General features: G+C 67.1%; 17 protein-coding genes and 1 CRISPR repeat array. Of the genes, 9 read left to right on the plus strand and 8 right to left on the minus strand.

Features of this window, described 5'->3' with window-relative positions; genetic code table 11:
• Positions 1 to 109: 109 nt before the first annotated feature.
• The gene (locus tag FJV41_RS00855; protein ID WP_141640443.1) at positions 110 to 1,528 is read left to right on the plus strand and encodes an MATE family efflux transporter; all 1,419 of its coding nucleotides are present in this window, start codon (positions 110 to 112) and stop codon (positions 1,526 to 1,528) included.
• A gap of 28 nt (positions 1,529 to 1,556) precedes the next feature.
• Here the strand turns inward: FJV41_RS00855 and FJV41_RS00860 are convergent, their stop codons facing one another.
• Positions 1,557 to 2,270 (minus strand): esterase family protein, encoded by a 714-nt coding sequence (locus FJV41_RS00860; protein WP_141640444.1) that lies wholly within the window; start codon positions 2,268 to 2,270, stop codon positions 1,557 to 1,559.
• Between the two features lie 299 nt (positions 2,271 to 2,569).
• Between FJV41_RS00860 and FJV41_RS51995 the strand changes: the two genes are divergently transcribed.
• Positions 2,570 to 3,376 carry a hypothetical protein gene (locus FJV41_RS51995; RefSeq protein ID WP_181790305.1) on the plus strand — a complete coding sequence of 269 codons (807 nt, stop codon included), beginning with the start codon at positions 2,570 to 2,572 and terminating at the stop codon, positions 3,374 to 3,376.
• A 91-nt stretch (positions 3,377 to 3,467) separates the two neighbouring features.
• Here the strand turns inward: FJV41_RS51995 and FJV41_RS00870 are convergent, their stop codons facing one another.
• The gene (locus FJV41_RS00870; RefSeq protein WP_141640445.1) at positions 3,468 to 4,976 is read right to left on the minus strand and encodes an aldehyde dehydrogenase family protein; all 1,509 of its coding nucleotides are present in this window, start codon (positions 4,974 to 4,976) and stop codon (positions 3,468 to 3,470) included.
• Between the two features lie 385 nt (positions 4,977 to 5,361).
• Here FJV41_RS00870 and cas3 point away from each other — a divergent pair, with 385 nt between their 5' ends.
• From cas3 to cas2, 7 genes are read left to right on the plus strand one after another with little or no spacing between them, the layout of a single operon-like run.
• The gene (cas3, locus tag FJV41_RS00875; protein WP_141640446.1) at positions 5,362 to 7,593 is read left to right on the plus strand and encodes a CRISPR-associated helicase Cas3'; all 2,232 of its coding nucleotides are present in this window, start codon (positions 5,362 to 5,364) and stop codon (positions 7,591 to 7,593) included.
• Positions 7,594 to 7,612: 19 nt separating this feature from the next.
• Positions 7,613 to 8,278: a type I-C CRISPR-associated protein Cas5c gene (gene cas5c / locus FJV41_RS00880; RefSeq protein ID WP_181790307.1), complete on the plus strand. Its 666-nt coding sequence runs from the start codon at positions 7,613 to 7,615 to the stop codon at positions 8,276 to 8,278.
• Entirely contained in the window at positions 8,275 to 10,020 is a 1,746-nt protein-coding gene (gene cas8c / locus FJV41_RS00885; protein WP_141640448.1) for a type I-C CRISPR-associated protein Cas8c/Csd1, read from the plus strand. Before cas5c ends, cas8c begins: the two co-directional genes overlap by 4 nt.
• 39 nt (positions 10,021 to 10,059) lie before the next feature.
• Positions 10,060 to 10,974, plus strand: a complete 915-nt coding sequence (gene cas7c / locus FJV41_RS00890; RefSeq protein WP_141640449.1) for a type I-C CRISPR-associated protein Cas7/Csd2 — start codon at positions 10,060 to 10,062, stop codon at positions 10,972 to 10,974.
• On the plus strand, positions 10,971 to 11,618 hold the full coding sequence (gene cas4 / locus FJV41_RS00895) for a CRISPR-associated protein Cas4 (protein WP_141640450.1): 648 nt from the start codon (positions 10,971 to 10,973) through the stop codon (positions 11,616 to 11,618). Before cas7c ends, cas4 begins: the two co-directional genes overlap by 4 nt.
• 37 nt (positions 11,619 to 11,655) lie before the next feature.
• Positions 11,656 to 12,684 carry a type I-C CRISPR-associated endonuclease Cas1c gene (gene cas1c, locus FJV41_RS00900; protein WP_141640451.1) on the plus strand — a complete coding sequence of 343 codons (1,029 nt, stop codon included), beginning with the start codon at positions 11,656 to 11,658 and terminating at the stop codon, positions 12,682 to 12,684.
• A complete protein-coding gene (cas2, locus tag FJV41_RS00905; protein WP_141640452.1) occupies positions 12,685 to 12,984 on the plus strand; it encodes a CRISPR-associated endonuclease Cas2 in 300 nt (99 codons plus the stop codon).
• 203 nt (positions 12,985 to 13,187) lie between these two features.
• Positions 13,188 to 17,097: a CRISPR direct-repeat array (repeat unit 37 nt; unit sequence GTCGCTCCTCGTGACCGCGAGGAGCGTGGGTTGAAAC).
• 650 nt (positions 17,098 to 17,747) lie between these two features.
• Here cas2 and FJV41_RS00915 read toward each other — a convergent pair.
• From FJV41_RS00915 to FJV41_RS00940, 6 genes are all read right to left on the minus strand, one after another.
• Positions 17,748 to 19,541 carry a trypsin-like serine protease gene (locus FJV41_RS00915; RefSeq protein ID WP_181790309.1) on the minus strand — a complete coding sequence of 598 codons (1,794 nt, stop codon included), beginning with the start codon at positions 19,539 to 19,541 and terminating at the stop codon, positions 17,748 to 17,750.
• Between the two features lie 171 nt (positions 19,542 to 19,712).
• Entirely contained in the window at positions 19,713 to 20,399 is a 687-nt protein-coding gene (locus FJV41_RS00920) for a YqiA/YcfP family alpha/beta fold hydrolase (RefSeq protein WP_141640455.1), read from the minus strand.
• 101 nt (positions 20,400 to 20,500) lie between these two features.
• Positions 20,501 to 20,851: a BP74-related protein gene (locus FJV41_RS00925; protein WP_141640456.1), complete on the minus strand. Its 351-nt coding sequence runs from the start codon at positions 20,849 to 20,851 to the stop codon at positions 20,501 to 20,503.
• Positions 20,852 to 20,993: 142 nt separating this feature from the next.
• Complete coding sequence (locus tag FJV41_RS00930; protein WP_141640457.1) at positions 20,994 to 22,271, minus strand: reverse transcriptase family protein; 1,278 nt, start codon at positions 22,269 to 22,271, stop codon at positions 20,994 to 20,996.
• A gap of 165 nt (positions 22,272 to 22,436) precedes the next feature.
• Entirely contained in the window at positions 22,437 to 24,080 is a 1,644-nt protein-coding gene (locus FJV41_RS00935) for an SWIM zinc finger family protein (protein WP_141640458.1), read from the minus strand.
• Positions 24,077 to 26,023: a gliding motility protein gene (locus tag FJV41_RS00940; RefSeq protein ID WP_141640459.1), complete on the minus strand. Its 1,947-nt coding sequence runs from the start codon at positions 26,021 to 26,023 to the stop codon at positions 24,077 to 24,079. Before FJV41_RS00940 ends, FJV41_RS00935 begins: the two co-directional genes overlap by 4 nt.
• Between the last annotated feature and the right edge of the window lie 52 nt (positions 26,024 to 26,075).

Below are 26,075 nucleotides of genomic sequence, written 5' to 3' on the forward strand. Positions count from 1 at the left end.
TCTTTTTCAGGAGACGGTCCACCGCCCGGGCAGGTCAGGTGGGCGGGCAAAGAGGCGTCCCTCGCGATTGGCGCATTCCACTTCGGAAGGCGCTATAGGCCGGGCCGTCATGTCCACCGCCGTCGCACCTTCCGCTCCGTCTCAGCCGCCGCAAACCCGTCGGGGGCTCATCGTCGCGGAGTTTCGCGCGCTGACCCGGCTCGCCGTGCCCATCGCCATCGCCCAGGGCGGCCAGTCACTCATGGGCCTGGTGGACACGCTCGTGGTGGGTCGGGCCGGCACCTCCGCGCTGGCCTCGGTGGGGCTGGGCAATGGCCTGTTCTTCGCCATGAGCGGCTTCGGCATGGGCCTGATGATGGGCTTTGACCCGCTGCTGTCCCAGGCGGTGGGTGGCCGGGCCATGGCGCGGGCGCGGGCGCTGCTCTGGCAAGGCGGATGGATGTCCCTGTTCGCCGGACTGCTGTTGAGCGGATTGCTGTTGTTGACGCCGTTGCTGTTGCCACTGGCGGGCATTGGCGCGACGGAAATCGACGGCGCCTGGGACTACCTGCTGTGGCGCGCGCCGAGCATGCCTTTGATGCTGGCCTTCCTGACGATGCGCTCCTACCTCCAGTCCACCGCCTTCACGCGGCCCCTGGTGGTGGCGACGGTGCTCGCCAACGTCCTGAACCTGTTCGCGGACATCCTGCTGGTGTTTGGTGGCGCGGGGCTGCCGGAGTACTTCGGGCCGCTGCGCGCGGTGCCCGCGATGGGTGTGGCGGGCTCGGCGCTGGCGACGTCGCTGTGCACGTTGTTGCAGATGGGCGTGGTGGTGTACGCGGTGTCGAGGTTGCCCGCGGAGAGCGGCCCGAGGCCCACGCGCCTGCCGGTGTGGCGAGACCTGGCGCAGGCGGCCCGGGTGGGCGTGCCCATTGGCCTGCACATCGCCGCGGAGATTGGAGTCTTCGCCCTGGCCGGCGTGCTGGCCGCGGGGCTGGGGCCGGCCAGCGTGGGCGCGCATCAAATCGCCATCGCTTTTTCGAGCGTCACCTTCACGGTGGCCATGGGCATCGGCAACGCCGGCAGCGTCCGGGTGGGCTGGGCGGTGGGCGCGCATGACACGCCCAGGGCGCGGCTGAGCGGCTTCATGGCCTTCGCGGGAGGCGCGGGCTTCATGGCGGTGGGCGCCCTGGTGTTCGCCCTGTTCCCCACGGCGCTGGCGAAGCTGGCGGGCGCGCCGGACGACGTGCTGCCGCTGGTGGTGCCCCTGCTGATGGTGAGCGCCATCTTCCAGGTGTTCGACGGCGTGCAGGGCGTGGGCGCGGGCGTGCTGCGCGGGGCCGGGGACACGCGCTTCACCTTCCTGGCCAACATGGTGGGGCACTACGCCATCGGCCTGCCGCTCACCTGGCTCCTGGGCTTCAAGCTGGGGCTGGGCGTGGTGGGCATCTGGTGGGGCCTGTGCGCGGGCCTCATCGCGGTGGCCCTCTCGCTGCTCTGGCGCTTCAACCGCGTGAGCGCCGGCACGCTGCGCCCGCTCGAGTCCTGAGCGGGCCCGGGCCCCTGGGGCTCCGCGGCTACCAGGGCAGGTACTGCTGAATCATCTCCCGCCACACGGGCCAGTCGTGATTGCCGCCCTGCCAGATGGCGAGCTGGTGGGCCAGGTCCTTCTTCCAGAGCAGGCTGGAGAGGTGCTCGTTGGAGCCTCGGCAGAAGTCGTGCTCGCCCACCGCGAGCACCATCTCCACGCGCTGGAGCGCGGAGAGCTGGTTGCCGTCGGTGACGTTGGGCAGCCACTGCGTGGCGGAGTGGTAGTAGACGTCCGGGTCGTGGTGGCCGTCGAGGAACTCGTCCGTCTCGAACTTGCCGCCCATGGAGATGAGCCGGCGGAAGACGTCCGGGTGGCGCAGGCCCACGTTGTACGTGTGGAAGCCGCCGAAGCTGCACCCGGCCAGGGTGAGCCGGCCTCCCGTGCTCCGACTCAAGAGCAGAGGCACCACCTCGTTCAAGAGATATGCCTCCCACTCCTGGTGGCGGGCGATGCGGTCATGGGGATGGATGGACTTGTTGAACCACGACTCCTCGTCCACCGAGTCCGGGCACACGACGACGTAGCGGCCGGACTGGATGCGGTCGGCGATGGCGCCGATGAGGCCGAAGTCCTCGGCCTGGTAGAAGCGCCCCCGACTGGTGGGGAGCAGCAGCACCGGTTCCCCGGAGTGGCCGAAGAGCAGCAACTCCATGTCCCGATGCAGGCGCTCGCTGTGCCAGCGGTGGTATTCGCGGTTCATGGCCGGCAACTTAACCGCGCCGCGTCAAGGACTGGCAATGGCGTGCGGGCAGAGCGTCCGCACTACGTACGACTGAACACCTCGCGCTGAGTCAGGGACACGGCTGGGGTCCGCGCCGTCCCACCCCCGTGGCGTGTCACGGGCGGATTCGCGAGGGATGAGAAACAGACATGTCTCAAGCACGCTTCCTCGAGGGCGCGGCTGGCATTCGTCCCCACTTGGAGGGCTGGGGGCAACTTCCAGGTTTGTCGCGTGATAATCGACAGGGGCGATTCCCGTGTTTTGACCGAGGTCCGCACATGTCCAGCGTGAGTGGTAGTTCGAGCGGCAGCAGGGGCGCAGACAGCGCCAGCAGGTCTGAGTCCTCCACCCGGTCCGAATCGACCGAGTCCGCTCGCGCGGATGCGGCGAAGGCGGATGCGGCGAAGGCCGAGGCCGCGAAGGCGGAAGCGGCGAAGGCGGAAGCAGCGAAGGCCGCGGCGGCGGCTCAGGCGGTCCAGGCCTCCCTGAAGGTGGATGCCTTCACGGCGGCGCCCCCGGCGGCCCCGGTGGACATCAACCCCCAGCTGTCGATGCTCTCGCCCACGCCCATCTCGCAGCAGGTGGTTGCGGGGCAGCCGCCGGGCTTCACCGCGGCCTCGGTGTTGTCCGCCAACCCGCTGGGACAGCCGACCTCGTTCACGGGAACCCTGAGCACCCAGGGGCTGATGGCGGCGGCCAATCGCCTCGAGACGCCGGCGATGCGCGAGGCGTGGAGCGGCGCGCAGCTGGCGGCGCAGCGGGCCAAGGACATCGCGACGGAGATGGGGTTCTCCGTCTCCAGCACCAAGCGCACCAAGACGGGGTCGATTGGTTCGAAGTCCACCTCCGACCACCACACGTCGCAGACGAACGCGTACGCCTACGACTTCCCGGCTGAGGGCACGAAGGGCACCAAGCTGGCCGAGGCGATTGCCAAGGCCTACGGCTTCCCCGTCGACCAGCTCGGCACGTATCACAAGCAGCCGTTCACCTTCCAAGACAAGGAGTACCGGGTGCAGGTGCTCTGGGGCTCGAACATCGACCACGACGACCACGTCCACGTGGGCGTTCGCAACCTGGACTGACGCGGGCGCGATGTGTTGACGCGAGGGCGAGCGCCTCGGGGTGAGTGACTCCCGGGGGCTCGCCCTTCGTCTTTCCTGGGGTCTGGCGACGTCAGTCCGGCCAGTTGCCTTCGATGGGATGCGGCCCGTCGGTGAAGGCTCGCACCAGGTGCGTGCCGCCGACGAAGGCGCCGGCCCAGGAGCCGCCCTTTCCGCCGAAGGACTCCTCGCGGTCTCCGCGTGAGCGCAGCTTGTTGATGCCGACCTTGAAGGCGTGGAGCCTTCCGGCGATGCGCTCGCCGAGGTCGGGGTCATCCGTCGCCACGGAGGCCACGAGCGCGCCGTTGGAGACGTTGGCCTCCCGGACCAGCTCCTCCTCGGAGTCGACGGAGATCAACACGTCGATGGGCCCGAAGGGCTCGCGCAGGTACAGCTCGCTGTCGCGATGGACGCCGAAGAGCAAGGTGGGGGGCAGGTAGGCGCCTCGCTCCTGCTGTGCGGTGAAGGCGTCGTCCGCGAGCTCGCCCTGGAACAGCACCGCGGTGCCGTGCTCCTTCGCGTCGGTGATGAGGGCGCGCAGCTCCTCGACCTTGCTCGGCGAGATGAGGGGCCCGAAGTCCACGGGCGCGCCCAGGAGCGGGTTGCCGACGCGGAGCGCGGACACGGCGTCCACGTACGTCCGCACGAATTTGGGGACGAGCGACTGTTCCACGACCCAGCGCGTGTAGGCGGTGCAGCGTTGCTTGCCGAAGTCGAAGCCCGCGCGAATCTGCTGGCCGAGCTTGTCCCAGTCCGAGAAGGAGGTGACGGCGTAGGCATTCACGCCTTCCATCTCCAGGGCGTAGCGCTTGTCGGTGGCGCGCAGGCGGCGGTGGACCTCGGCGCCGTTGGCTCGGCCGCCGATGAAGGCGACCCCGGCGATGCGCGGGTGGCCGACGAGTGATTCGGAGAGGTCTCTTCCGCGTCCACCCGCGAGCGAGACAGGCAGCTTCGCGCGGCGCAGCAGGGCGAAGGCGACGGTGAGCGAGACACCGCCCCCTTGCGTCGGAATCTTCGCGATGACCGAGTTGCCCGCGAGCGTCTGGACGAGCACGTTGAGCAGCAGCACGGAGAAGGGATAGTTCCAGGAGGCGATGTTCGACACGAGGCCGAGCGGTTGCCGGCTTTCGAGCATCGGGCCCATCTGCTCCAGGTACCACTCGATGCCCGCGAGACACCGGTCCACGTCGTTGTAGGCCGTGGGCAGTGTCTTGCCGATATCCCACGCGAGGATTCGCACGAGCAGGTCGCGGTGCTCCTTGAGCAGGTCCACCGCGGCGATGACGGCGCGGCTGCGGTCCTCGAGGGAGTGGGCGGCCCACGGGATGAACTCGCCGGCGGCCTTCTCGACGCCCGTGGCGACCTGGGCGGCGTCGAGCAAAGGCAGCTCGGCGAGGACCTTTCCGTCGATGGGTGAGATGGCGTCGAACCAGGCAGGCGGACGGACCCACGCGCCCGCGATGGGAGAGAGCAGCCGTCCTTGAGAGTCGAAAGCCTCCGGGACGACCCGTCTGGCTTCAGCCAGCAGGCGGCGGCTTTCGAGGTGAAGAAGGGGCTCGCCAACGAGTTCGGTATTCAGCACGGTACACCTCCTCGCGCGTCGGGATTCGCTCTGAATCCATTGAAGCCGAGACTCATGACGAGCCGCGGCGTGGGCGGAATATCGTCACGCGCGTCCGGTCTGTCTGGGCAAGCAGGCAAGGGCCCGGCGGGACGGTGGAGACTGGGGCGCAGGGCAGGCAGGGGAACTCGAGGACGTGGCTTCTCCGTCAGTCGAACTGGACGCAGTGATCTGATGGCGCGTCCATACCCCCTGGGGAGTAGAGACGACCCATCAGGGTGATGTCATACCTCGGGCAGATGTGAGGAATTGACCGCTCCGTGGGCAGCGCGGTGACGATAAGTCATTGGTGCTGTACGGTGCTTGAGATGACCTGGGAGGTTCGGCCAGGTCATGGGGGATGGCGATGGCAGAGAATGAACCGCCGCGCGTCATGACGGCAGAGCCGCTCGCTCATGTCACGGAGACGATGCGCCCGCATCTCCTGCGTGAGCACCTGGAGGCTGTCGGGAGTCTCGCCGAGGAGTTCGCGCCTCGCGAGGACATGAAGGTGCCAGCGCTCGCGACAGGGCGCTGGCATGACCTGGGTAAATACAGACGTCACTTCCAGTTCCGCATCCGGAAGGAGAATGGCTTCGAGGCGCACCTGGAGAATGTGGATGCGTCGACGGACCGAGACCATGCGACCGCCGGGGCGTTGTGGGCGCTGGGCGTGGACCGCGGTCTGCTTCCCGTGGCGATGGCCATCGCGGGACATCATGGGGGCCTGTCGGACCTGGAGAAGTTCAAGGAGCGCGTCGGACGTCCGGAGAAGAAGGCACTCCTCCAGGAGGCCCTGACCCCGGGCATCCCCGAGGACCTTCGAGTGCCTCCGGCGGGGCTGTCCGTCGCGCCCCTGCTGAAGCTCCCGCCGCACCGGCTCGAGTTCTGGACGCGGATGCTCTTCTCGTCACTCTGTGATGCGGACTTCCTCGACACCGAGGCGTTCTTCGATGCCACCCGTGGCACGGAGCGGCGGGTCGGCGTGACGCTGGAGCAGCTCGCCACCTCGCTGCGCGCCTTCATGGACAAGAAGCAGAGTGGAGCGCCGGACACGGAGGTGAACCGTGTTCGTCGTGAGGTGCTCTCCGCCGTGCTCGCGACGGCGCCGAGTCCTCCGGGCGTCTTCAGCCTCACCGTGCCCACGGGCGGTGGGAAGACGCTCGCGTCCATGGCCTTCGCGCTGGAGCACGCCCGTGCCCACGGGCTCCGGCGCGTCATCGTCGCCATTCCCTATACGTCCATCATCGAGCAGAGCGCCGCCGTGTACCGGGAGGCATTCGGTGCGCACGGAAGCGCGGTCATCGAGCACCACTCCGCAGTGGATCCGTTGCGTGAGACGGCACACAACCGGGTGGCCAGCGAGAACTGGGATGCGCCGGTCGTCGTCACCACCACCGTGCAGCTCCTGGAGAGCCTCTTCGCGAACCGCCCGTCGGCGTGCCGCAAGCTGCACAACATCGCTCACAGCGTCATCGTGCTCGACGAGGCGCAGACGCTTCCGCCGGCGCTTCTGACGACCATCCTGGATGGTCTGGGCACCCTGGTGGAGGACTACGGCTGCTCGGTGGTCATCTGCACGGCGACGCAGCCCGCGCTGGGACGGCGGCCGGATTTTCCGATGGGGTTCCCAACCGTTCGGGAGCTGGTGCCGCCAGAGGTGCGCGCGTTCGAGCGCCTGCGCCGCGTGAAGGTCCAGTGGCCCAAGGGACGGGAGAAGACCTCCTACGCCGAGCTGGCCGAAGCCGTGGCGCGAGAGCGGGACGTGCTCGCGGTGGTCCACAGGCGTGACGATGCGCGTGGGCTCTATGAGCAGGTGGAGGCCCTGCTGGGGAACCCTGGGACGACGTTGCACCTGTCCGCGCTGATGTGTCCGGAGCACCGCTCGTCGGTGCTCGCGCGCATCAAGGCACTCAAGCAACGCGGCGAGCCCGTGCGACTGGTGGCGACCCAGTTGGTGGAGGCGGGAGTGGACCTCGACTTCCGCGTCGTCTACCGGAGCATGGCGGGATTGGAGGCGCTCGCTCAGGCGGCGGGGCGGTGCAACCGCGAGGGCCTGTTGGAGGGGCTCGGGGAGCTGCGCGTCTTCGAGGCGGAGACGGAGCCTCCTCGTGGAGTTCTCCAGACCGCGCTGGGCGTCGCCAGGACGATGCTGACGCAGCGGCCGGACCTGGACCTGTTCGCGCCCGAGAGCTTCAAGCGCTACTTCGAGCGGCTCTACGCCACGGCGGTCAGCGACGGCAAGGGCATCCAGGACATGCGCAAGGCGCTGCGCTTCGAGGCGGTCTCCGAGCACTTCAAGCTCGTGGAGGACACGTGGAGCGCTCCTGTCGTCGTGCCTTACGCGGGCTGCGAGCCGCTGCTCGACGCGCTTCGGAAACTGGGACCCTCGCGAGACCGCTTGCGGGCCTTGCAGCGCTTCACGGTCACGGTGCCGCGCAAGGTGCGCGAGGCGTGGGTGTCGCGCGAGCTGGCGCGGTTCGTCGCGGACACCGTGGTGTTTCTCGGGCCGGAGCATGGCCCCGCGTACGACGAGAAGTTCGGCCTGGTGCCGACCCGGGTGGGGATTCTCGACCCGGGAGTGCTCATCCCCGGTTGATGGACTTCTGGAGGTGTGGATGAAGACAGCAGCGAGCAGACGGTTCCGCGTGCGTGCCAGCGGGCCCATTGCGTGCTTCACGCGGCCGGAGATGAAGGCCGAGCGGGTCAGCTATGAGGTCATGACTCCCTCGGCGGCGAGAGGCGTGCTGGAGGCCATCCTATGGAAGCCGGCGATTCGCTGGCACCTCCATGAAATCGCCGTCCTGGCGCCGGTGAAGTGGACGAGCTTCCGTCGCAACGAGGTGAACAGCCGAGCGGTGGTGGGGAAGTTCGACTACGCGGCGGACGAGGACCGCGCGCAACGCAACACGGTGGCGCTGCGTGACGTGGACTACGTCATGACCGCGTCCTTCACCCTGGTGCCCGGAAAGGTGGGCGCCGAGGACAACGTCCGCAAGTTCGAGGAGATGTTCGAGCGGCGATTGGAGAAGGGACAGTTCTTCCATGCGCCGTACCTGGGGTGCCGCGAGTTCGATGCCCGGGTGGAGCCCGCGGGGGAGGACTTGAGTCCCTCGGAAGAGGGGCTGGGGCGCAGACCGTTGGGGCTCATGTTCTACGACTTCGCCTTCGGTGACGCGGGCGCGGCGACACGGCCCCTGTTCTTCGATGCGTACCTGGACCACGGCGTGCTCCAGGTGCCGACGTGGGAGCAGGTGCTGGAACGCAATGGAGGTCCGTCATGATGCTCACTGCGCTCAACGACTTCGCTCGGGAGCGTGGGCTCCTCGATGACCCGCTCTATGAGACGAAGGCCGTGGACTTCCAGATTCGGCTGAGTCCGGAGGGGAAGTTCCTGGGGTTGGTGCCCACGCAGGATGAGCGCGGGAAGGGGCTGCCCGTGTTGATTCCGCGCATTCCCCAGCGCTCGGTGAACGTCGCGGCGGGCTTCGTGGTGGACAACTCGAAGTACGTGCTCGGGCACGAGAAGGAGGAGGAGCCCTCCGCGCGCGCGGGAAAGGCGGGGAAGGGCGCGGTGCGCTTCGCGGCCTTCTTGGAGTTGCTGCGGGAGGCCGTGGCCCAGACTGACGTGCCCGAATTGCGCGCGGTGGAGGCGTTCCTCGCGAATGAGAAGGCGCGCGCGAAGGCGCTCGCGGAGCGGCCCGAAAACGAATGGACCGGGTCGGAGATGCTCGCCTTCGTCGTCGGGGATTCCGTCACACCCGTGCACCAACTCCCGGAGGTCCGTGCGTGGTGGGAGCGGCGAAGCGAGCAGGCGGCGGCGCTGGGGCGCACGGGACTGTGCCTGGTGAGTGGCAGGAACGCGGTGCTCGCGGAGACCCATCCCAAGCTCAAGTACATTCCCCAGACGCAGGGAGCGGGCGCTTCACTGGTGTCCTTCAATGCGGATGCCTTTGAGTCCCATGGGCTGGAGCAGGGGGAGAACGCCCCCATCTCCCAACAGGCGGCGCTGGGGTACGTGCTCGCCCTGAATGACCTGCTGCGCAGGTCGGAGGAGCGCCGTTATCGACAAGGCATCCAGCTCGGTGAGGACTCGGTGCTGGCGTTCTGGACGAACAGCAACGCGGAGCAGGAGAGCCTGCTGCTCAACTGGATGGACCCGACGGAAGAGGGCCTCCGACGCTTCCTCGAGGCTCCCTTGCGTGGACTGGAACCTGGGGACCTGGACGAACGGAACTTCTACTCCGTGACGCTCGCGGGAAACTCAGGCCGCGTCGCCGTGCGCGACTGGTTCCAGACGAGCGTCGGTGAGGTGAAGCGGAACATCCGTCGCTACTTCGATGACCTGCGCCTGGGCGAGGCGAAGCCGGACCAGCCCATCCCCGTGTGGCGACTGCTCAAGGCCGTGGAGGCGCCGTCGGGCAAGGGGCTGTCACCGGACCTCGCCACCCGGATGATGGGCGCCGCGCTCCGAGGACATCCGTTCCCGCGTCAGCTCCTCTCCGCATCCCTGGACCGGCTCCGGCTTCCCCCTGCTGACGGGAAGCTGGAGCGCGAGCAACTCCGTCTCCGTGTCGCGCTCATCAAGGCCACCCTCATTCGCAGTCATGCCTTTCCTCAGGAGGTCACCGTGTCATTGGACAAGAACAACCGGCTCCAGCCGTACGTCCTGGGCCGTCTCTTCGCCGTGCTGGAGCGCTTGCAGGCCGTGGCGCTGGGGAGCGACCTCAACTCCACCATTCGGGACCGCTACTTCGCCTCGGCGTCGCGCACGCCCGCGCTGGCCTTCTCCCGACTGCTGCCGCTCTCCATCCATCATGCCGCCAAGGCGGGTGACGAGGGCAGGTGGCTGGAGCGGACGAAGGCCGAGGTGATGGCCCTGGTGGAGCCCGACTTCCTGCCCAGCGTCTTCGACCTCAACGCGCAGGGCCTCTTCGCGGTGGGCTACTACCACCAGCGCGAGGCGTTTTTCTCCAAGCGCACGCCCTCCGAGCCCAAGCCTCCGAAGGAAGAGTCCGCCGACTGACCTCGCTTCCGCTTCCACCCATTCCAGAGAGAGAACGCCATGACCGAACTCAAGAACCGCCACGACTTCGTCCTGCTGTTCGACGTCCAGGACGGCAATCCCAATGGTGACCCCGACGCGGGCAACCTGCCGCGCATCGACCCGGAGACGGGCCACGGGCTGGTGACCGACGTGAGCCTCAAGCGCAAGGTGCGCAACTTCATCCAGCTCACCCAGGAGAAGAAGCCGGGGTTCGACATCTTCGTGAAGGAGAAGGCCATCCTGAACGTGTCCATCAACGACGCGTACAAGGGACTGGGCATCGACCTGAACGAGAAGCCCAAGGTGGAGAAGGACGGCAAGAAGCGCGACAACAAGGGAAAGGCCCAGGGCTCGGAAGTCGAGCAGGGGCGGGTTTGGATGTGCAAGACGTTCTTCGATGTCCGCACCTTCGGTGCCGTCATGTCCACGGGCGCCAACGCGGGACAGGTGCGCGGACCGGTGCAACTCACCTTCGCGCGGTCCGTGAGCCCCATTGTCTCTCAGGAGCACTCCATCACTCGCATGGCCGTGGCCACGGAGGCCGAAGCGGAGAAACAGGGTGGAGACAACCGGACCATGGGGCGCAAGAACACCGTGCCCTACGGGCTCTACCGCGCGCACGGCTTCATCTCGCCGCACCTCGCGAGGCAGACCGGCTTCAGCTCGACGGACCTGGAGCTGTTGTTCAAGTCCTTCGCGAACATGTTCGAATTGGACCGCAGCGCCGCGCGCGGACTGATGTCCATGCGCAAGGTCATCGTCTTCAAGCACGGCTCCGAGCTGGGCAATGCACCCGCGCATGCCCTGTTCGACCGCGTCCGGATTGCTCCCGTGCAGCCGGAGAAGCCCGCTCGGGCGTTCACGGACTACTCGGTGACGGTGGACACGGCGAAGCTGCCCGAGGGCATCGAGGTGATGGACCTGGCGGGATGAGCGACACCCGTGAGACGTGGGTAGCGCTGTCCGCCCTGCAGCACCTGCTGTTCTGCGAACGGCAGGCCGCGCTCATCCATGTCGAGCAGTTGTGGCGGGAGGATGTGAACACCGCGCTGGGTCGGCTGCTCCATGAGCGGGTGGACCTTCCCGGTCATGACGCCCGGCCGGGCCGCCGTGTGGCGCGGGCGGTTCGGCTGGGCTGCTCGCGGCTGCGACTCACGGGCCGCGCGGACCTGGTCGAGTACCACCCGGACCCCGCCAGCCCCACCGGCTGGCGGCCGTACCCTGTGGAAGTGAAGCGTGGGCGGCGGAAGTCGCACGACGCGGACGCCGTGCAGCTCTGTGCCCAGGCGCTGTGTCTGGAGGAGATGCACGGCGTCGCTGTCCCCGAGGGCGCGCTCTTCTATGGCGCGCAGCACCGGCGACAGGCTGTCTCGTTCGATGTGCGACTTCGGGCTCGGACGGAGGAGGCCATCGCGCGGATGCACGAACTGTTGGAGCGGCGCGATGTGCCCGTGGTGCCGAAGGCGCCGAAGTGCGAGTCGTGCTCGCTGGAGCCGCTGTGCCTGCCGCACGTCACGGCGGGACAGCGGCGCGTTGCCGAGCACTTGCGGCGGATGGTGGAGTCCGTGGACCTCTGAAGAACGGGCCTTGGCGTGTCACTGGCGGAGGGCAGACATGACGACCGCGCTCAATACGCTGTTCATCACCGTGGAGGGCACCCGTCTGAACAAGGAGGGCGAGCGCGTGGTGGTGACGATTCAGGACGAGAAGAAGGCGGAGGTGCCTTTACGGCATCTGCGCTCGGTGGTGTGTCTGGCCCGCGCGTGGATGACGCCGGAGCTCCTGGAGAGTTGCGTGGAGGCGGGGATTCACGTGTCGTTCTTCGGGATGACGGGACGGTTCCTGGCGCGAGTCGAGGGGATGCCTGGTGGCAACGTGCTCTTGCGGCGCGCGCAGTTCCGTGTGGCGGATGACGGGGTTCGCACGCTGGCCATCGCTCGGGCGATGGTTGTGGGGAAGTTGGGGAATGCTCGTCAATTCCTGCTGCATGCGCGTCGGGATGCGGTGGAGGAGCGGAAGGCGGCACTGGAGGAGGCGGCTCATCGACTCTCCGGCCATCTTCGTGCGCTGGAGCGGACGGAGGACCTGGAGCAGGTGCGAGGGCTGGAGGGCATCGCGGCGCGGGACTACTTCGAGGTGTTCCCGGGCTTGCTGAAGGGGGACGCTCGGCGGTTCGTGTTCGATGGCCGAAACCGGCGGCCTCCGAGGGACCCGCTGAATGCGCTGTTGTCCTTTGGGTATGCCTTGCTGGCGCAGGATTGCGCGGGGGCGCTGGCGGGCGTGGGGTTGGACCCCGCGGTGGGGTTCCTCCATGAGGACCGGCCTGGGCGGCTGTCACTCGCGCTGGACTTGATGGAGGAACTCCGCGCGCCCGTGGTGGACCGGTTGGTCTTCTCCCTGGTGAACCGGGGACAGCTCAAGCCGGAGGACTTCAAGACGGAGGCGGCGGGAGCGGTGATGCTCAAGGACGACGCGCGCAAGACGTTCCTCGTGGCGTACCAGGGCGCGAAGCAGGCGGAGGTCCAGCATGTGTTCCTGGGGCAGCAGACGAGCTGGGGATTGGTTCCCCATCTGCAGGCATTGCTGCTGGCTCGGGCGCTCCGGGGCGAACTGGATGGCTATCCTCCGTTCGCGGTGCGCTGAGTGAGAAAGGTCACCGTGCTCGTGTGTTACGACGTCCGGGTCTCCGACGCGGAGGGGCCACGGCGGCTCCGGCGGATTGCTCGGGCGTGCAAGGACCATGGCGTCCGGGTGCAGTATTCGGTCTTCGAGTGCGTGCTGGAGCCGAAGGACTGGGTGGTCCTGCGCGCACGGCTGCTCGCGGAGCTGGATGATGCGAGCGACAGCCTGCGGTTCTATTTCCTGAGCGAAGATGTCGCTCGGAAGACGGAGCATCATGGCGCGAGGATTCCACTGGATGTCGAGGGACCGCTCATCCTCTGAGTTGCTCGCGTGCCCTGAGTGGGGCGCGCGGACCTGTGCTGGTGTGGGCTCCGTCGGAGGTTCGCGTTCTTTGAAAGCTCCAATAGTCTTCAGAGGTTGCGCGGGCTGCGGAGCCGCCGACTCGGGCTGGGTGACTCGAGTGGAGCCAGGTTCGCGCGAAGCGGCTGGATTCCCTTGGAGTTCTGGTAGCTTGGACAGGCAGAGTCGCTCCTCGTGACCGCGAGGAGCGTGGGTTGAAACCGGGAGATGGTGGTGGGCGGGAAGGTGAAGGTCGTCGCTCCTCGTGACCGCGAGGAGCGTGGGTTGAAACACGTCACTTGCCGTGGACGTGACCCCGGGTGACGTCGCTCCTCGTGACCGCGAGGAGCGTGGGTTGAAACCTCACTTCCGGGTCAGCACCCAGGTTACCAATCAGGTCGCTCCTCGTGACCGCGAGGAGCGTGGGTTGAAACTTCGAGGAGGCGCGCGTCGCCACCCTCCTTCGGCATGTCGCTCCTCGTGACCGCGAGGAGCGTGGGTTGAAACGTCAGCGGAGTCCAGAAGTGCGTCATCTGCGGAGTCGCTCCTCGTGACCGCGAGGAGCGTGGGTTGAAACGAGTTGTCGCTCAATCCCAAGCTCAGCGCGCGTGTCGCTCCTCGTGACCGCGAGGAGCGTGGGTTGAAACCCGGGCAGCGTCATGTACTCCATGACGAACGCGTCGCTCCTCGTGACCGCGAGGAGCGTGGGTTGAAACCGACTCCCCGGGCAGGGTGCAGGCTGAACGCCACTCGTCGCTCCTCGTGACCGCGAGGAGCGTGGGTTGAAACCTCCCGAGGCGCGTCCAGGAATCTGGGCCTCAGACGGTCGCTCCTCGTGACCGCGAGGAGCGTGGGTTGAAACTGCATTCTGGAGCTGCGCCCCGTGCAGGGGTGGGGTCGCTCCTCGTGACCGCGAGGAGCGTGGGTTGAAACAGCGTGAGCAGCGCGGCAGTAGCGCGCGTCAGTCGCTCCTCGTGACCGCGAGGAGCGTGGGTTGAAACAACCCGAAGGGCACGGCTGACATCGTCGGACTCAGTCGCTCCTCGTGACCGCGAGGAGCGTGGGTTGAAACGCGACTCAGTGGGGAGACCTCGGACCGGTGTACGTGTCGCTCCTCGTGACCGCGAGGAGCGTGGGTTGAAACCTTGGGCTTCCACTCGTTGTTCTTGGCGGCGGGCGTCGCTCCTCGTGACCGCGAGGAGCGTGGGTTGAAACACACGGTGCAAGCTGCGGCCATCCTCACGCACGACGTCGCTCCTCGTGACCGCGAGGAGCGTGGGTTGAAACATGCAGCCTCCGACTCAGCCGCGCTCGCGTGCTGTCGCTCCTCGTGACCGCGAGGAGCGTGGGTTGAAACATGGCATGGAGCTGATCGTGGATGTCCACTTCTGTCGCTCCTCGTGACCGCGAGGAGCGTGGGTTGAAACGATGTAGAAGCCGTCCTCCGTACCGCAGCGCGGGCGTCGCTCCTCGTGACCGCGAGGAGCGTGGGTTGAAACTGTTGATGCTCCTCGGGATGACAGGGTCCGGAAAGAGTCGCTCCTCGTGACCGCGAGGAGCGTGGGTTGAAACTCCAGCGCCGCGTTGAGATGCGGCAGGAAGATGGTCGCTCCTCGTGACCGCGAGGAGCGTGGGTTGAAACGGTTCGCATGTGTCCATGACTCCGTACGGGGCAAGTCGCTCCTCGTGACCGCGAGGAGCGTGGGTTGAAACCGCGCGGCTTCAGCCGCCTGCCCCTGGCGCTGCAGTCGCTCCTCGTGACCGCGAGGAGCGTGGGTTGAAACTGCCAGGCCGGGGGCGAGCCGTATGTCTACGTCGTCGCTCCTCGTGACCGCGAGGAGCGTGGGTTGAAACGACCCAGGCACGCCGCTCGCGCTCGCGGCGGAGTCGCTCCTCGTGACCGCGAGGAGCGTGGGTTGAAACGAGAACGGCGATGCCTTCGCGATTGACGCCACGGTCGCTCCTCGTGACCGCGAGGAGCGTGGGTTGAAACAGAGTCCATGCGTACTTGTGGCAGCCGGGGTGGTCGCTCCTCGTGACCGCGAGGAGCGTGGGTTGAAACGAGTTGTCGCTCAACCCCAAGCTCTCGGGCCACGGTCGCTCCTCGTGACCGCGAGGAGCGTGGGTTGAAACAAGTTCGGCGACCCACCAGAGCCCATTCAGCATTTGTCGCTCCTCGTGACCGCGAGGAGCGTGGGTTGAAACTACCTGAATGTGAACTTCGCGACCGCCATGTCGAGTCGCTCCTCGTGACCGCGAGGAGCGTGGGTTGAAACAACGCGGGCCTGACGGCGAGCGCGGCGACGATCGTCGCTCCTCGTGACCGCGAGGAGCGTGGGTTGAAACCGGGCTCGAACACGAACAACGCCAGCACCAACTGTCGCTCCTCGTGACCGCGAGGAGCGTGGGTTGAAACGATGTGGACGTGGACCCGGCCAAGTCGCGCTGCGACGTCGCTCCTCGTGACCGCGAGGAGCGTGGGTTGAAACGGGATGTGGTGCATGAGCGGGACAGGTTCAAGTCGCTCCTCGTGACCGCGAGGAGCGTGGGTTGAAACTGAGGAGTGCCACTCCGGGAATCCCCGGAGTAGTCGCTCCTCGTGACCGCGAGGAGCGTGGGTTGAAACGCGCGAGCGTCGACGAAGCCGAACACGCTGCGCCACGTCGCTCCTCGTGACCGCGAGGAGCGTGGGTTGAAACAGTAGTCAGTAATCAGGGCTCGCCGAGCCAGCACGGTCGCTCCTCGTGACCGCGAGGAGCGTGGGTTGAAACTGAGCGTTGAGCTCCGTGCCGCAGTCCGGACACACGTCGCTCCTCGTGACCGCGAGGAGCGTGGGTTGAAACCTCCGCAACCGCCGCGCAATCAGTCGGTGGTGGTCGCTCCTCGTGACCGCGAGGAGCGTGGGTTGAAACTGCGCGCGGTAGTGGTGCTCGATTCCGAGCATGGTCGCTCCTCGTGACCGCGAGGAGCGTGGGTTGAAACCCTACGCTTGTCGTCCCACAGCGTGGATTCCACGGGTCGCTCCTCGTGACCGCGAGGAGCGTGGGTTGAAACATCGCGCGCCGCCTTCCCGCTCCGCCACGAGCCGTCGCTCCTCGTGACCGCGAGGAGCGTGGGTTGAAACGCCTTGGTGGACGTGAAGATGAAGGCCAGCACCTGTCGCTCCTCGTGACCGCGAGGAGCGTGGGTTGAAACTCCTTGAGAAATGCGGAGCTCTTTGTGTCCCAGTCGCTCCTCGTGACCGCGAGGAGCGTGGGTTGAAACAGCTCGCGCTCGCGCTCGACTCCTTCGTGATGAGTCGCTCCTCGTGACCGCGAGGAGCGTGGGTTGAAACAACGTCTCGCCGCTCTTGCGACCTCTGGGCTCCAACCAGTCGCTCCTCGTGACCGCGAGGAGCGTGGGTTGAAACAAGTCCGGCATCCGTGCCTGCTGGAACGTCGTCCGTCGCTCCTCGTGACCGCGAGGAGCGTGGGTTGAAACTGGAGCTGCCATGACCAAGTACTCGAAGGAGTGTCGCTCCTCGTGACCGCGAGGAGCGTGGGTTGAAACCGTGCCCGCTGCGGCGTACCAGCAGCCCCCCTGGTCGCTCCTCGTGACCGCGAGGAGCGTGGGTTGAAACGCCATCCCACGAGGAAAGCGCCGCGCCGCCTGAGGTCGCTCCTCGTGACCGCGAGGAGCGTGGGTTGAAACGCGGCAAACCTGGTGGAACTCGGAGTGGAGGCGGTCGCTCCTCGTGACCGCGAGGAGCGTGGGTTGAAACCAGGGGAACATCGTCCGCTTCATGGAGAAGGTGTCGCTCCTCGTGACTGCGAGGCGCGTGGGTTGAAACCGCGTCGCTGACGTTGAGCGCTACCGGGCCGACTGGTCGCCCCTCGTGACCGCGAGGAGCGTGGGTTGAAACATGGGCGGGCGCGGTGCAGGGAAGACGTACTCTGTCACTCCTCGTGACCGCGACGAGCGTGGGTTGGTGGTGAACCTCTTCGCCAAAGTCGCTCCTTGTGACCGCGAGGAGCGTGGGTTGAAATGGGTCATCTCCCGTGAAGACTGCTACCTGGAAGGTCGCTCCTCGTGACGGCGAGGAGCGTGGGTTGAAATGTCCAAAGGATGCAGCGCGCGCCCTGGTGGTCCAGTCGCTCCTCGTGACCGAGAGGAGCGTGGGTTGAAACGCGGAGAATGGCAACGGCGGCTGGTGCTCGGGCTGTCGTTCCTCGTGTCTGCGAGGAGCGTGAATTGAAACATCGAGAAGGTCATCGCCGCGCTCAACGCGAGGATCACTCCTCGTGACCTAAAAGAGCGTGGGTTGAATCACCGTGGCGAACGGCGCGTCGTCCAGATGCTCCAACTCGTGGTGTCGGTCCGCGCACCCTTCGGTCAGCACTTTCACCCTGAATGTCCTATGGGGCCAGGGCTCGAAGACGAAGCGGCCTTGCTCATCCACGAGGGCCCGCACTTCGCCCGGCCCCGCCGGGCTGACCTTGTCCACGGCGCCTGGATGGGCTGGCCCTCCTTGTTCCTCGCCGTGCCGTTGAACGGGCCGAGGGAGTGGAACTCGATGTGGACCCCGGTCTCCGGGAACTCTTCTTCCAGCGTCACACTCGCGCTGCCTCGTTTGCGCGAGGTGCTCGCCGCTCACCCGGGGCCATGCCCTTGCCTCAGGAGTCCGTCCGCCTCCGCCCTCATCTTCCTGAGGATTCGAGAGGTGGCCGGACTCCCGTGGCCTGCTCCGGTTGGAATCGTCCCGCTGGTCAGAGATTGGCGGCGAGCATATCGAGCAGCGCGCGGACCTCGAGCTGTGCCGTGCAGTCGACAAGCCAGTCATTGTTGTCCGCCGTGGGGCCGCATCCATCGACGTGCGTGCTCAGCGTGCCGAGATGATGGAGTGCCTTGTCGAACTCGCCTCGCTGCGCGAACCGCTCGACCTGGGCGAGGTGCGCGGCGATCGAGTTCCGATGACCTGGTGCCTTGAATGCCGAATCAGGGAGGGCGGTGATCGCCGCTTCAATCCACTCGGTGTCCCTCCCGTCGATCACCCCGTCCCCATCCGTGTCCGCATTCAGCGGGTCGAGTGCGTGCGTGACCTCAAACCCGTCTCCAAGCAAATCGTTATCCGTGTCGGAGTCGAGCGGGTCCGTCCCGTAGGTCAGGACCTCCTGGCCATCATTCAACCCGTCATCGTCCGAGTCGGAGTCGAGTGGATTCGTCCCGTGGGTCAGGACCTCCGGGCCATCGGTCAACCCGTCATTGTCCGAGTCGGAGTCGAGCGGATTCGTCCCGTGGGTCCGGATCTCCTGGCTGTCGGTCAACCCGTCATCGTCCGAATCAGCGTCGAGCGGATTCGTTCCGTAGGTCAGAACCTCCTGGCCGTCGGTCAACCCGTCATCGTCCGAGTCGGCGTCGAGCGGATTCGTCCCGTGGGTCAGGACCTCCAGGCCATCGGTCAACCCGTCGCCGTCCGTGTCTGGCAGTAGGGGATTGGTGAGATGGGTCTGGACCTCAGCCGCGTCCCCGAGCCCGTCACCGTCGGTATCCGCGTTGCCTGGCGCGGTTCCTCTCAGGATCTCTTCGCTGTCGAGGAGACCATCGCCATCACTGTCTTCGCACGCGTCACCAACCTGATTGCCATTCCAGTCCTCCTGACCGGGATTCGGCGTGCGGTCACAGTTGTCGTGAGCCGCTTGAATGCCATCCTGATCCTGGTCACCTGCTCTGAGCATGAAGAAGTCGCGTGCGGTATTTTCGCCGCCGACCCAGAGCACGGGCCCCACGACATCGTCGCTACCGTCTCCTCCCGAACCCCGGTTCGTGGCGAAGACCTCATTGGTTCCACCCCAGAAAATGGGTGACCCTGAGTCTCCTTGGCAGCTCGACGAGTCGTCGTAGTCATACTCTCCGTAGAGCATGCCGCCATTGGCGGGGCAGTGACCATTACCGAGACCCGACTCCAGGAATAGCTGTGTGGCTCCTCTGTCGAGAGTCGCAGGGGTCGCGTCCTCGTCATGACACTCGTCCTCGCCGGTGAGGCCAGTTCCGACCATCATCACACATCGATCCGCTCCATCACATTCTGGCTCATCCGCTGTCGCGGCCTTGATGGCGAGCGGCCTCATGACGTTGCGAGGAACCGCGTTGACCGGGTCGAAGACCAGCACGACGATGTCCGCGCCCCAGCAGCAATCATCTTCATTGGTGGGACAGACTCCACCCAGTGGATGAATGAAACCCCCAATGGAGGAGCCCAGGTTCTTCAGCGCGTTGAACTGGGCAGTCGAGGAGTTTTGTTGCGATGTGTCGTAGGTCCATCCGACGAAATTGGTGGCGTTCGCGAGACAATGCGCACTCGTCGTCAGCGTGTTGCTGGATGACAGCCACGCCGTGCAGAACCCTCCTGCCCCCATGATTCGGAGGACCTGCGGGTGGGCGCCTGCATCGTCTGCCCAGTCATCCCCGTCGCGATAGACGTCGCTCTCGCTTCCTCTGTCATTCTCCTTCAGCGTTGACTGCTCACCGCCACACGAAGCCAGGGAAGCCGCAATCGCCACGAATAGAGGTCTGTGCATGGTAAGGGCGCAGTAGACTGCGCGGGCTCGCACGCCGACACTCGAAAGGCCAGATTTGTCAGACAGTCATCGTGGGGTACTCAGTCCCACATGTGTGGCCTGAGCAGCCGCGCTTCAATCCTGCGCCAGGCCTACCCAAAGCCAGTCACTGCGTCACGCCCCCCACGGCCGCAGGAACTCTTCCGACTCCGCGAGGATGCGGGGCAGGGACGCGGTCAGCTCGTGGCCGTCCTCCACCTCCACCATCCGCACATGCCTCCGTCCCTCCGCCCACTGGCGCGAGTAACGGATGTCACACGTGTCGTCCGCCTTCCCGTGAATCAACAGCGTCGGCACCCGCACGTCCGGCCAACCTCCCGTGCGCGCGTCCACCGCCTCCGCATCCTCGATGAACCCCGAGTGGATGCGCACCTTGCGCTTCTCCGCGAAGTCGTCCGTCTCAATCCAACCCGACGTCTTCCAGTGCCCCCACGCCGCCTCACCCATACGCTTCCGCAACTGCGGAACCACATGGAACGCCGGTGCCAGCAACACCAACCCACACACCCTCGCATCCTCCGCCGCGATTCTCGCCGCCGTCAGGCCTCCCAGGCTGGAGCCGAACAGCACCGCCCGGTCCTCCTTTCCCCCCAGCGCCGCACGCACCGTCTCCAACATCGCGCTCAGCCGGAGCTGCTCCATCGAGGGCACTCGCAGGTTCAGCCTCGCGACGTGGTGGCCTCGCGCCTCGAAGTGCCTCGCCACGGCCACTCCCTTGGCCGAGTCAGGCCCCGACGCGAACCCATGCAGATACAGCCAGCGCGGCGCCACCGGCCCCGGGACAGACGGAAGGTCACTCATGACCACCCACTGTACCGTCAGGCCCGCATCCCCTCGGGGCCTCACCCTCGGACCGAGTTAGCCGCGCTCAACCGAGGCATGAGGCCCGTCGAGGCCGCTCGCTACTTCACTTCACGCGTGAGCCTGGAATCCCAGGGACACCAGTGGTTGCCCGGCAGGAACGCTCCCCCTGCCTCATCCAGGTGGTCCTCCACGTACACCATGTTCGCATCGCAGACCTCGATGGCCATCGAGAAGAACCGGATGGTCGTTGGGTCCAGATGGAACGAGAACTTTGGATTGTACGGCTGCGTCCTCTTGATGATTCGTCCATGCACATGGATCTCGTTGCTCTCCTCACCGGAGATGATCTTCCGTGCATGGTTGATGGTCTGGTCGTCCGTCAGCTCGATGATGAACTCGGTCCCAGGTGAGCTCTGCTGCGTGAATGCGAAGCGGGTGGCAGTCGCCATGGCGCAACTCCTGTGAGGGTGGGGCGCCCGATGTAAAGGGTCACCTCCTCAACCCACAAACCGCCCGCGCGCCCCGCAGTGGAAAACCTCTCAGTTCCATGTGCGGGGTTGCGAAACCACACACCTCAATCCGTCCCCAGGCTCACCCACCCCGAGGCTTGCGTCGCCTCGCGAGGCGAGCCGCCTGCTCGGGATTCAACATCCCCACATACGCCAGCATCCCGTCGATGCGCGCACCGCGCTTCGCATCCCCACCATCCCGGTCCTCCTGGTGAATCATCGCGCGCAGCTTGCGCCGCTCCTCCCGCGACAACCCCAGTTCCTCGTTCACCGTGACGCCCGTGACTCGCTGACGCCCACCCCGACGCATCACGCGCGTCTTCTCGCGGTTCACCTCGAAGCCCTCTTCCGTCACGTACTTCGCGGCCAGCGCCCGCACCTTCTCCAGCGCCCCCAGGTCATCCCCCGAGAACGTCAGGTCATCCGCATAACGCGTGTACGTGTACCCATACCTGCGCGAAAGGCCCGCCAGCCTCCGGTCCAACCGCGTCAGCACCGCGTTGCACAGCCCCGGACTCGTCGGCGCACCCTGCACGCAGACTCGCGGCCCCACCGGCACGTGGAACACCGTCCCCTCCACCTCCACCGGCTGACGCTCCGCCTCCGTCATCAACACCGCCAACGTCGCCGCCACCGGATAGCCATACCCGAAGGCCAACAACAACCCTCGCACCCGGTTCACCGTCACCGACGGAAAGAAGTCCTTCAGGTCCAGCTTCAACACCACCCGCTTGCCCACGTGCGGCGCCGCCCCCGTCTTGATGGAGCGCCCCGTCACGAAGCCGTGCGCCTGCGCACTCACCGGCAGCTTCGACACCAGCACCGCCAGCAATCTTCGCTGTAGTGCCTTGAGCCTCCGCTTCGGCGCATGCAACAGCCGCACGCCCCCCGAACGCTTCGGCACCGAGAACGTCACGTAGTGCGACACGCGCTCCCGCGCCCGGTGTGTCGAGTAGTGCCGCAACTGCCCCACGGAGATACGCAGCGCCGTGGCCACGTCCTCCTCCGTGCGCCACACCGGCAACCCGTACCGCGCGAGCTGCGCCTCGTCCGGCAGCAAATCGCGCACGTTCCGGTTCCGCGTCCGGAACGCCGTGGAGAAGAAGCGCCGCGCCTCGGTTGCCGCGAAGAGCCGCTTGCGCTTCCGCGTGTAGACGCGCTTGCCCTTGGGCAGCAGCCGCGCGTCCCGCAGAATCTGTCGCAGGTGCCCGGGCTTCAGCGGCCCCGACGTGGCCACCGTCTCGCGCACCACGTCCGCCGGACGGCCTCGCGCATCTCGCTCGGACGCATCCAGCCGCGCGACGTCGCGTGTCACCGGCTTGGGGGAGAACAGCCCCTTGAACCAATCGAGCCAGCTCATGGTGCTCCGGGAGGGGCCAGGGGACGACCTGCGAGGCGCTGGACCCGGGGTTCCCTGCGTTCCGTACGCTGGGACCCTGGAGAAGAGAAGGAGACAGAACACCGCCGCGGCGAAACACCACGGCACCGACGGCTCATCCGCGAGCCCGGGCCCTTCCCGAGAGCATCACCGGTTATCGTCATCGCCGCCGTCCTCGTCAAGCGCCTCGGTGTCGTCCGCCTCGTCCGTGTCGGCGTCCTCGTTCCTGGGTCGCCGCGCCGCCGCTCCCGTCGTGCTCACCGCGAGCGCCTCGGCCGAAGACGGCACCGAGCTCGCCAGCTCCTTGCGCCGCGCCTTCGCCAGCCGAAGCAACGCCAGCAGGTGCGCGCACGGCCCCTGGTTCATCAGGTGCTCGCGGAAGTACTCACAGCCGCACTTGCCGAAGAGGAGCCGGTCCTCGTCGTTCAACACCAGCTCCACGCCCTGCTGCGGCCCCACGTGCCCGTGCACCACCCAGTCGCGGTGGACCACCTCGCGCACCACCGCGCCCTCGGGCGTCGGCAGCTTGCGCACCTTGCGTGTCTCGCGCGTCGTCTCCGACGTCACCTTCACCGCGTCCGCCGCCACCAGGCGCTCGGCTTCCTCGCGCCGCACATCCGGTGGATACAGCCGGCCCAGGTTCACGGGCGTGGCGAACAGCTCGCGGTGCCGCCAGTGCCGCGCCTCCACGTCGAACACCGCCCGCCCCGCCGCGCACTGTGTCGCCAATGCCTCCGCCGCTTGTGCCTTGCTCACGCCCAGCGCCCGCGCGACCTCGTCCGTGGAGGCGTGCACGCGCTCACGCAACAACCCGAGCACCCGCTCCGTCAGCTCGCTGTCCTGCCCCGGCTCCAGCAGCAGGTCCATCCCCGCCGTGCCCGTCCACCGGTTCTCCGTCCACCCCGACAGCCCGAGCACGAAGCGAACCCCCGGCCCCAGGTGCACCCCGTAGAAGTGCGGCAGTGCCCGGCCCTTCAGGTAGATGTCCACCTTGTCCGCGTACGGCAGCAATGGCTCCAGCAGCCGCAGCCTCCGCCGACCCCACGTGCGCACCGTGCGCGGCTCCGTGGAGCCATGCGTCGCGCCACGCAACGGCACTTCGTGCTCCCACGGCTCCAGCACCAGCTTCGCGTCCTGACCCGGAGTGAGCACGTAGCGCAGCGCCCGGGGAGACATCTTCGCCTTGGTGAAGGTGAGGTAGCGCACCGCCGATAGCAGGTCCACCGGCCTCACCGTCAGCTTCGTGCCCGGCATCGCCATGCCGCCCTGGAGCTGGAGGAAGCCTCGCACCCACGCGTCCGGCACCTCCACCTTCTGCTCGAAGCGTCCTCCCGCGCCCTGCGTGCGGACCTCGAAGCCCTCCGCACCCACGCGCAGGTGTGTCTCCCGGCTGGAGCGCATCTCCGCCAGCGCCGCCCACAGCCACGCGGTGAAGTCCACGTTGGTGGTGCCGCAGCGCACCTCGCCCTCGGGCGCGAAGCAGCTCCGGTCCACGATGACCATTCCGTACGAACTCTGGTCCTGACTGAACGCCTCGAAGAAGACGCGGTCCGGGTGCACGGTGATGATGGGGTCCATCAATCCCCCCATCCACTCCGAGCTCCACTCGTCCGATTGCCAGATGAGCTGCCCGAGCGCCTGGAGCGCCAGCCGTATCGGCAGCACGTCCTTCGCCACCTTCGCGTGGAAGCGCACCGGCCGATGCTGGTCCGCCGACAAGCCCAACAGCGCGCGCTCCCGCGTGGACTCGAAGACCGACGGCGTCGCGTAGAGGAGGTCGACCACCGTCATGACAGGGCCTCCTTCGTGGACGCGGAGAAGACTCGCGGAGTCTCCGACGGGCCTCGCAGCTCCGGCCAGCGCGTGAGCACCTTCGCCAGCAGCTCCACCAGGGCCTCCTTCGGATAGCGCTTGTCCGGCAGCGCGAAGGTGTCTCGCATCCGGGGCAGCAACATCCTCGCGGCCTCCACATCATGCAACGCCGCGTTGGCCAGCGCGGCGAAGGCCGCGTGCCGCGTGCGCCGGTGCAGGGGCCTCAGCAGCGTGGCCTGGAGCAGGTCCAGGTTGAGCATCGCCAGCGCCCTCGCGCGCGGCGAGTCCCGCCCCAGGAGCCGGAACGCGAGCGCCTGCACGTGAATCTGCGGCGCCTCCAGCAGGTCCCGCACCGCCAGCGGGTCCGCCAGGTAGAAGTCATCCGAGCGCTGGAAGAACAGCCGCGTGAGCCGGTTCCGCATCAGCAGCCGGTCGAAGTCCCAGATGGAGAACGCGGGCACGGCGCCCAGGGCGTTGGCGGCTCGACGCGCGAACACGCCGCCTTCCTTCGGCAACTTCTCGTAGTGCTCGGCCAGCGCGTCCAGCACCCGCGTCCACTCCTTCTGGCGCTTGTCCGCGCCATGTTCGGGCACGAACTGCGTGGCGGCGCGGCTCGCGATGAAGTCCAGCAGCTCCTCATCGCGCTGCTCCAACGCGCGCGCCACCAGCTCCGGGTATGCCGCATGCCAGCCGGAGGCGACGTGCATCCGGAAGGGGCCGCGCATCAGCTCCGGGAAGCGCTCGTACATCGCCACCGCCGTCGCGTCCTTCAGCGGCAGCACCCTCGCGAAGCCCAGGCCTGGCAGGTTCCATTCGGCGCCTGCCCCCGCCACCTGGAGGAGCCGCCGCCGCGCCACGGGCTCGTCCCGGTCCGCGTCCTTCACCAGCTTGCGCACCTCGGTGTCGAACGTCTCCTCCGTCGAGGAGGTGCGCAGCGCCGCCGCCCACACGTCCTCCCAGCCACGCACCCGACACAGCTCGAGCAACTCCGGCAGGGCCTTCGCGTTCTTCACCCCATGGATGCTCGTCCTGCCGGCCCACCTCGGGAACACCGAGCGCAGGTTCTCCAGGACATAGGGCACCACGTCGCGCCCGCGCTTCTCCACCAGCTCCACGAAGACGTGGGCGGCCATGGTGGGCGCGAACTCCGGATGGTGCTCGCCCAGCGCGCGCACCAGCGCGTCCGGCGCCTTCACCGACTCCGTGAGCGCCATGACGTCCCGACGCCACATCTCCTCGGACACCAGCCGGCGATACACCGTCCACGCCTGGTCCGTGTCGCCCCTGGCGAAGAGGCGCTCCCGGTAGGTGCCCCACATCGGAAGCGGCTTCTTCGACGGGGACCAGGTGTTCTGCGTGAAGGGCAGGTGTTGACGGATGAAGGGCCGCGCCGCCTCCGGGTCCACCGCGTCCAATTCGAGCGCCGTCGCCTCATCCAGCCGGAGGAGAGGTTGCTCCACCTTGCTCAACTCGAGGTGCCGGGCGCCGCGCGTCTTCGCGCCCCGGAAGCGTCGCGTGACGTCCTCGCGCCACACCGCCTCCTGCAGCTTGCCCAGGCCCTGCAGCTTCCAGCCGTACAGCTTGCGGAACACGGCCACGTCGTCGGCGCGGTCCGCGTCCGACAGCCACGTCTCCAGCGCGGCGGCGTACTCACTCTTCCACGGGTCGAACAACTTCCCGCTCGCCGTGACGTTGACCGGCACCAGCCAGGAGAGGATGAGCGGACGGAAGAGGACGCGGTCCCTCACGTGCAGCGCCGGCCCCCACAGCCAGGGGAAGCTCTGGAAGCGGGGCCGCCGGGCCAGCGACTCCAGCTCCGCGCGAAGCTCCAGGTCCGACTGTCTTCGCGCGAGGGCGCTCCGGATGGCGGCTTCCATCTCCCGCGCCTCGCGTCTTGCCCGCTGCTCCCAGCTCTCGCTCACCCCTGGTTTTCTACACCGGCCGAGTCAGGCCGCGCACCAGGACAGTTCGCCC

This window comes from Myxococcus llanfairpwllgwyngyllgogerychwyrndrobwllllantysiliogogogochensis (genome assembly GCF_006636215.1).
GTDB lineage: Bacteria > Myxococcota > Myxococcia > Myxococcales > Myxococcaceae > Myxococcus > Myxococcus llanfairpwllgwyngyllgogerychwyrndrobwllllantysiliogogogochensis.

Excerpts from the sequence above, each read along its gene's own strand:
- FJV41_RS00930 (WP_141640457.1), bottom strand. The coding sequence starts at position 22,271 with ATGAGCTGGCTCGATTGGTTCAAGGGGCTGTTCTCCCCCAAGCCGGTG.
- FJV41_RS00935 (WP_141640458.1), bottom strand. The coding sequence starts at position 24,080 with ATGACGGTGGTCGACCTCCTCTACGCGACGCCGTCGGTCTTCGAGTCC.
- cas1c (WP_141640451.1), top strand. The coding sequence starts at position 11,656 with ATGACGACCGCGCTCAATACGCTGTTCATCACCGTGGAGGGCACCCGT.
- FJV41_RS00855 (WP_141640443.1), top strand. The coding sequence starts at position 110 with ATGTCCACCGCCGTCGCACCTTCCGCTCCGTCTCAGCCGCCGCAAACC.
- cas8c (WP_141640448.1), top strand. The coding sequence starts at position 8,275 with ATGATGCTCACTGCGCTCAACGACTTCGCTCGGGAGCGTGGGCTCCTC.
- cas5c (WP_181790307.1), top strand. The coding sequence starts at position 7,613 with ATGAAGACAGCAGCGAGCAGACGGTTCCGCGTGCGTGCCAGCGGGCCC.
- FJV41_RS00920 (WP_141640455.1), bottom strand. The coding sequence starts at position 20,399 with ATGAGTGACCTTCCGTCTGTCCCGGGGCCGGTGGCGCCGCGCTGGCTG.
- FJV41_RS00925 (WP_141640456.1), bottom strand. The coding sequence starts at position 20,851 with ATGGCGACTGCCACCCGCTTCGCATTCACGCAGCAGAGCTCACCTGGG.
- cas3 (WP_141640446.1), top strand. The coding sequence starts at position 5,362 with ATGGCAGAGAATGAACCGCCGCGCGTCATGACGGCAGAGCCGCTCGCT.
- FJV41_RS51995 (WP_181790305.1), top strand. The coding sequence starts at position 2,570 with ATGTCCAGCGTGAGTGGTAGTTCGAGCGGCAGCAGGGGCGCAGACAGC.
- cas7c (WP_141640449.1), top strand. The coding sequence starts at position 10,060 with ATGACCGAACTCAAGAACCGCCACGACTTCGTCCTGCTGTTCGACGTC.
- cas4 (WP_141640450.1), top strand. The coding sequence starts at position 10,971 with ATGAGCGACACCCGTGAGACGTGGGTAGCGCTGTCCGCCCTGCAGCAC.
- FJV41_RS00860 (WP_141640444.1), bottom strand. The coding sequence starts at position 2,270 with ATGAACCGCGAATACCACCGCTGGCACAGCGAGCGCCTGCATCGGGAC.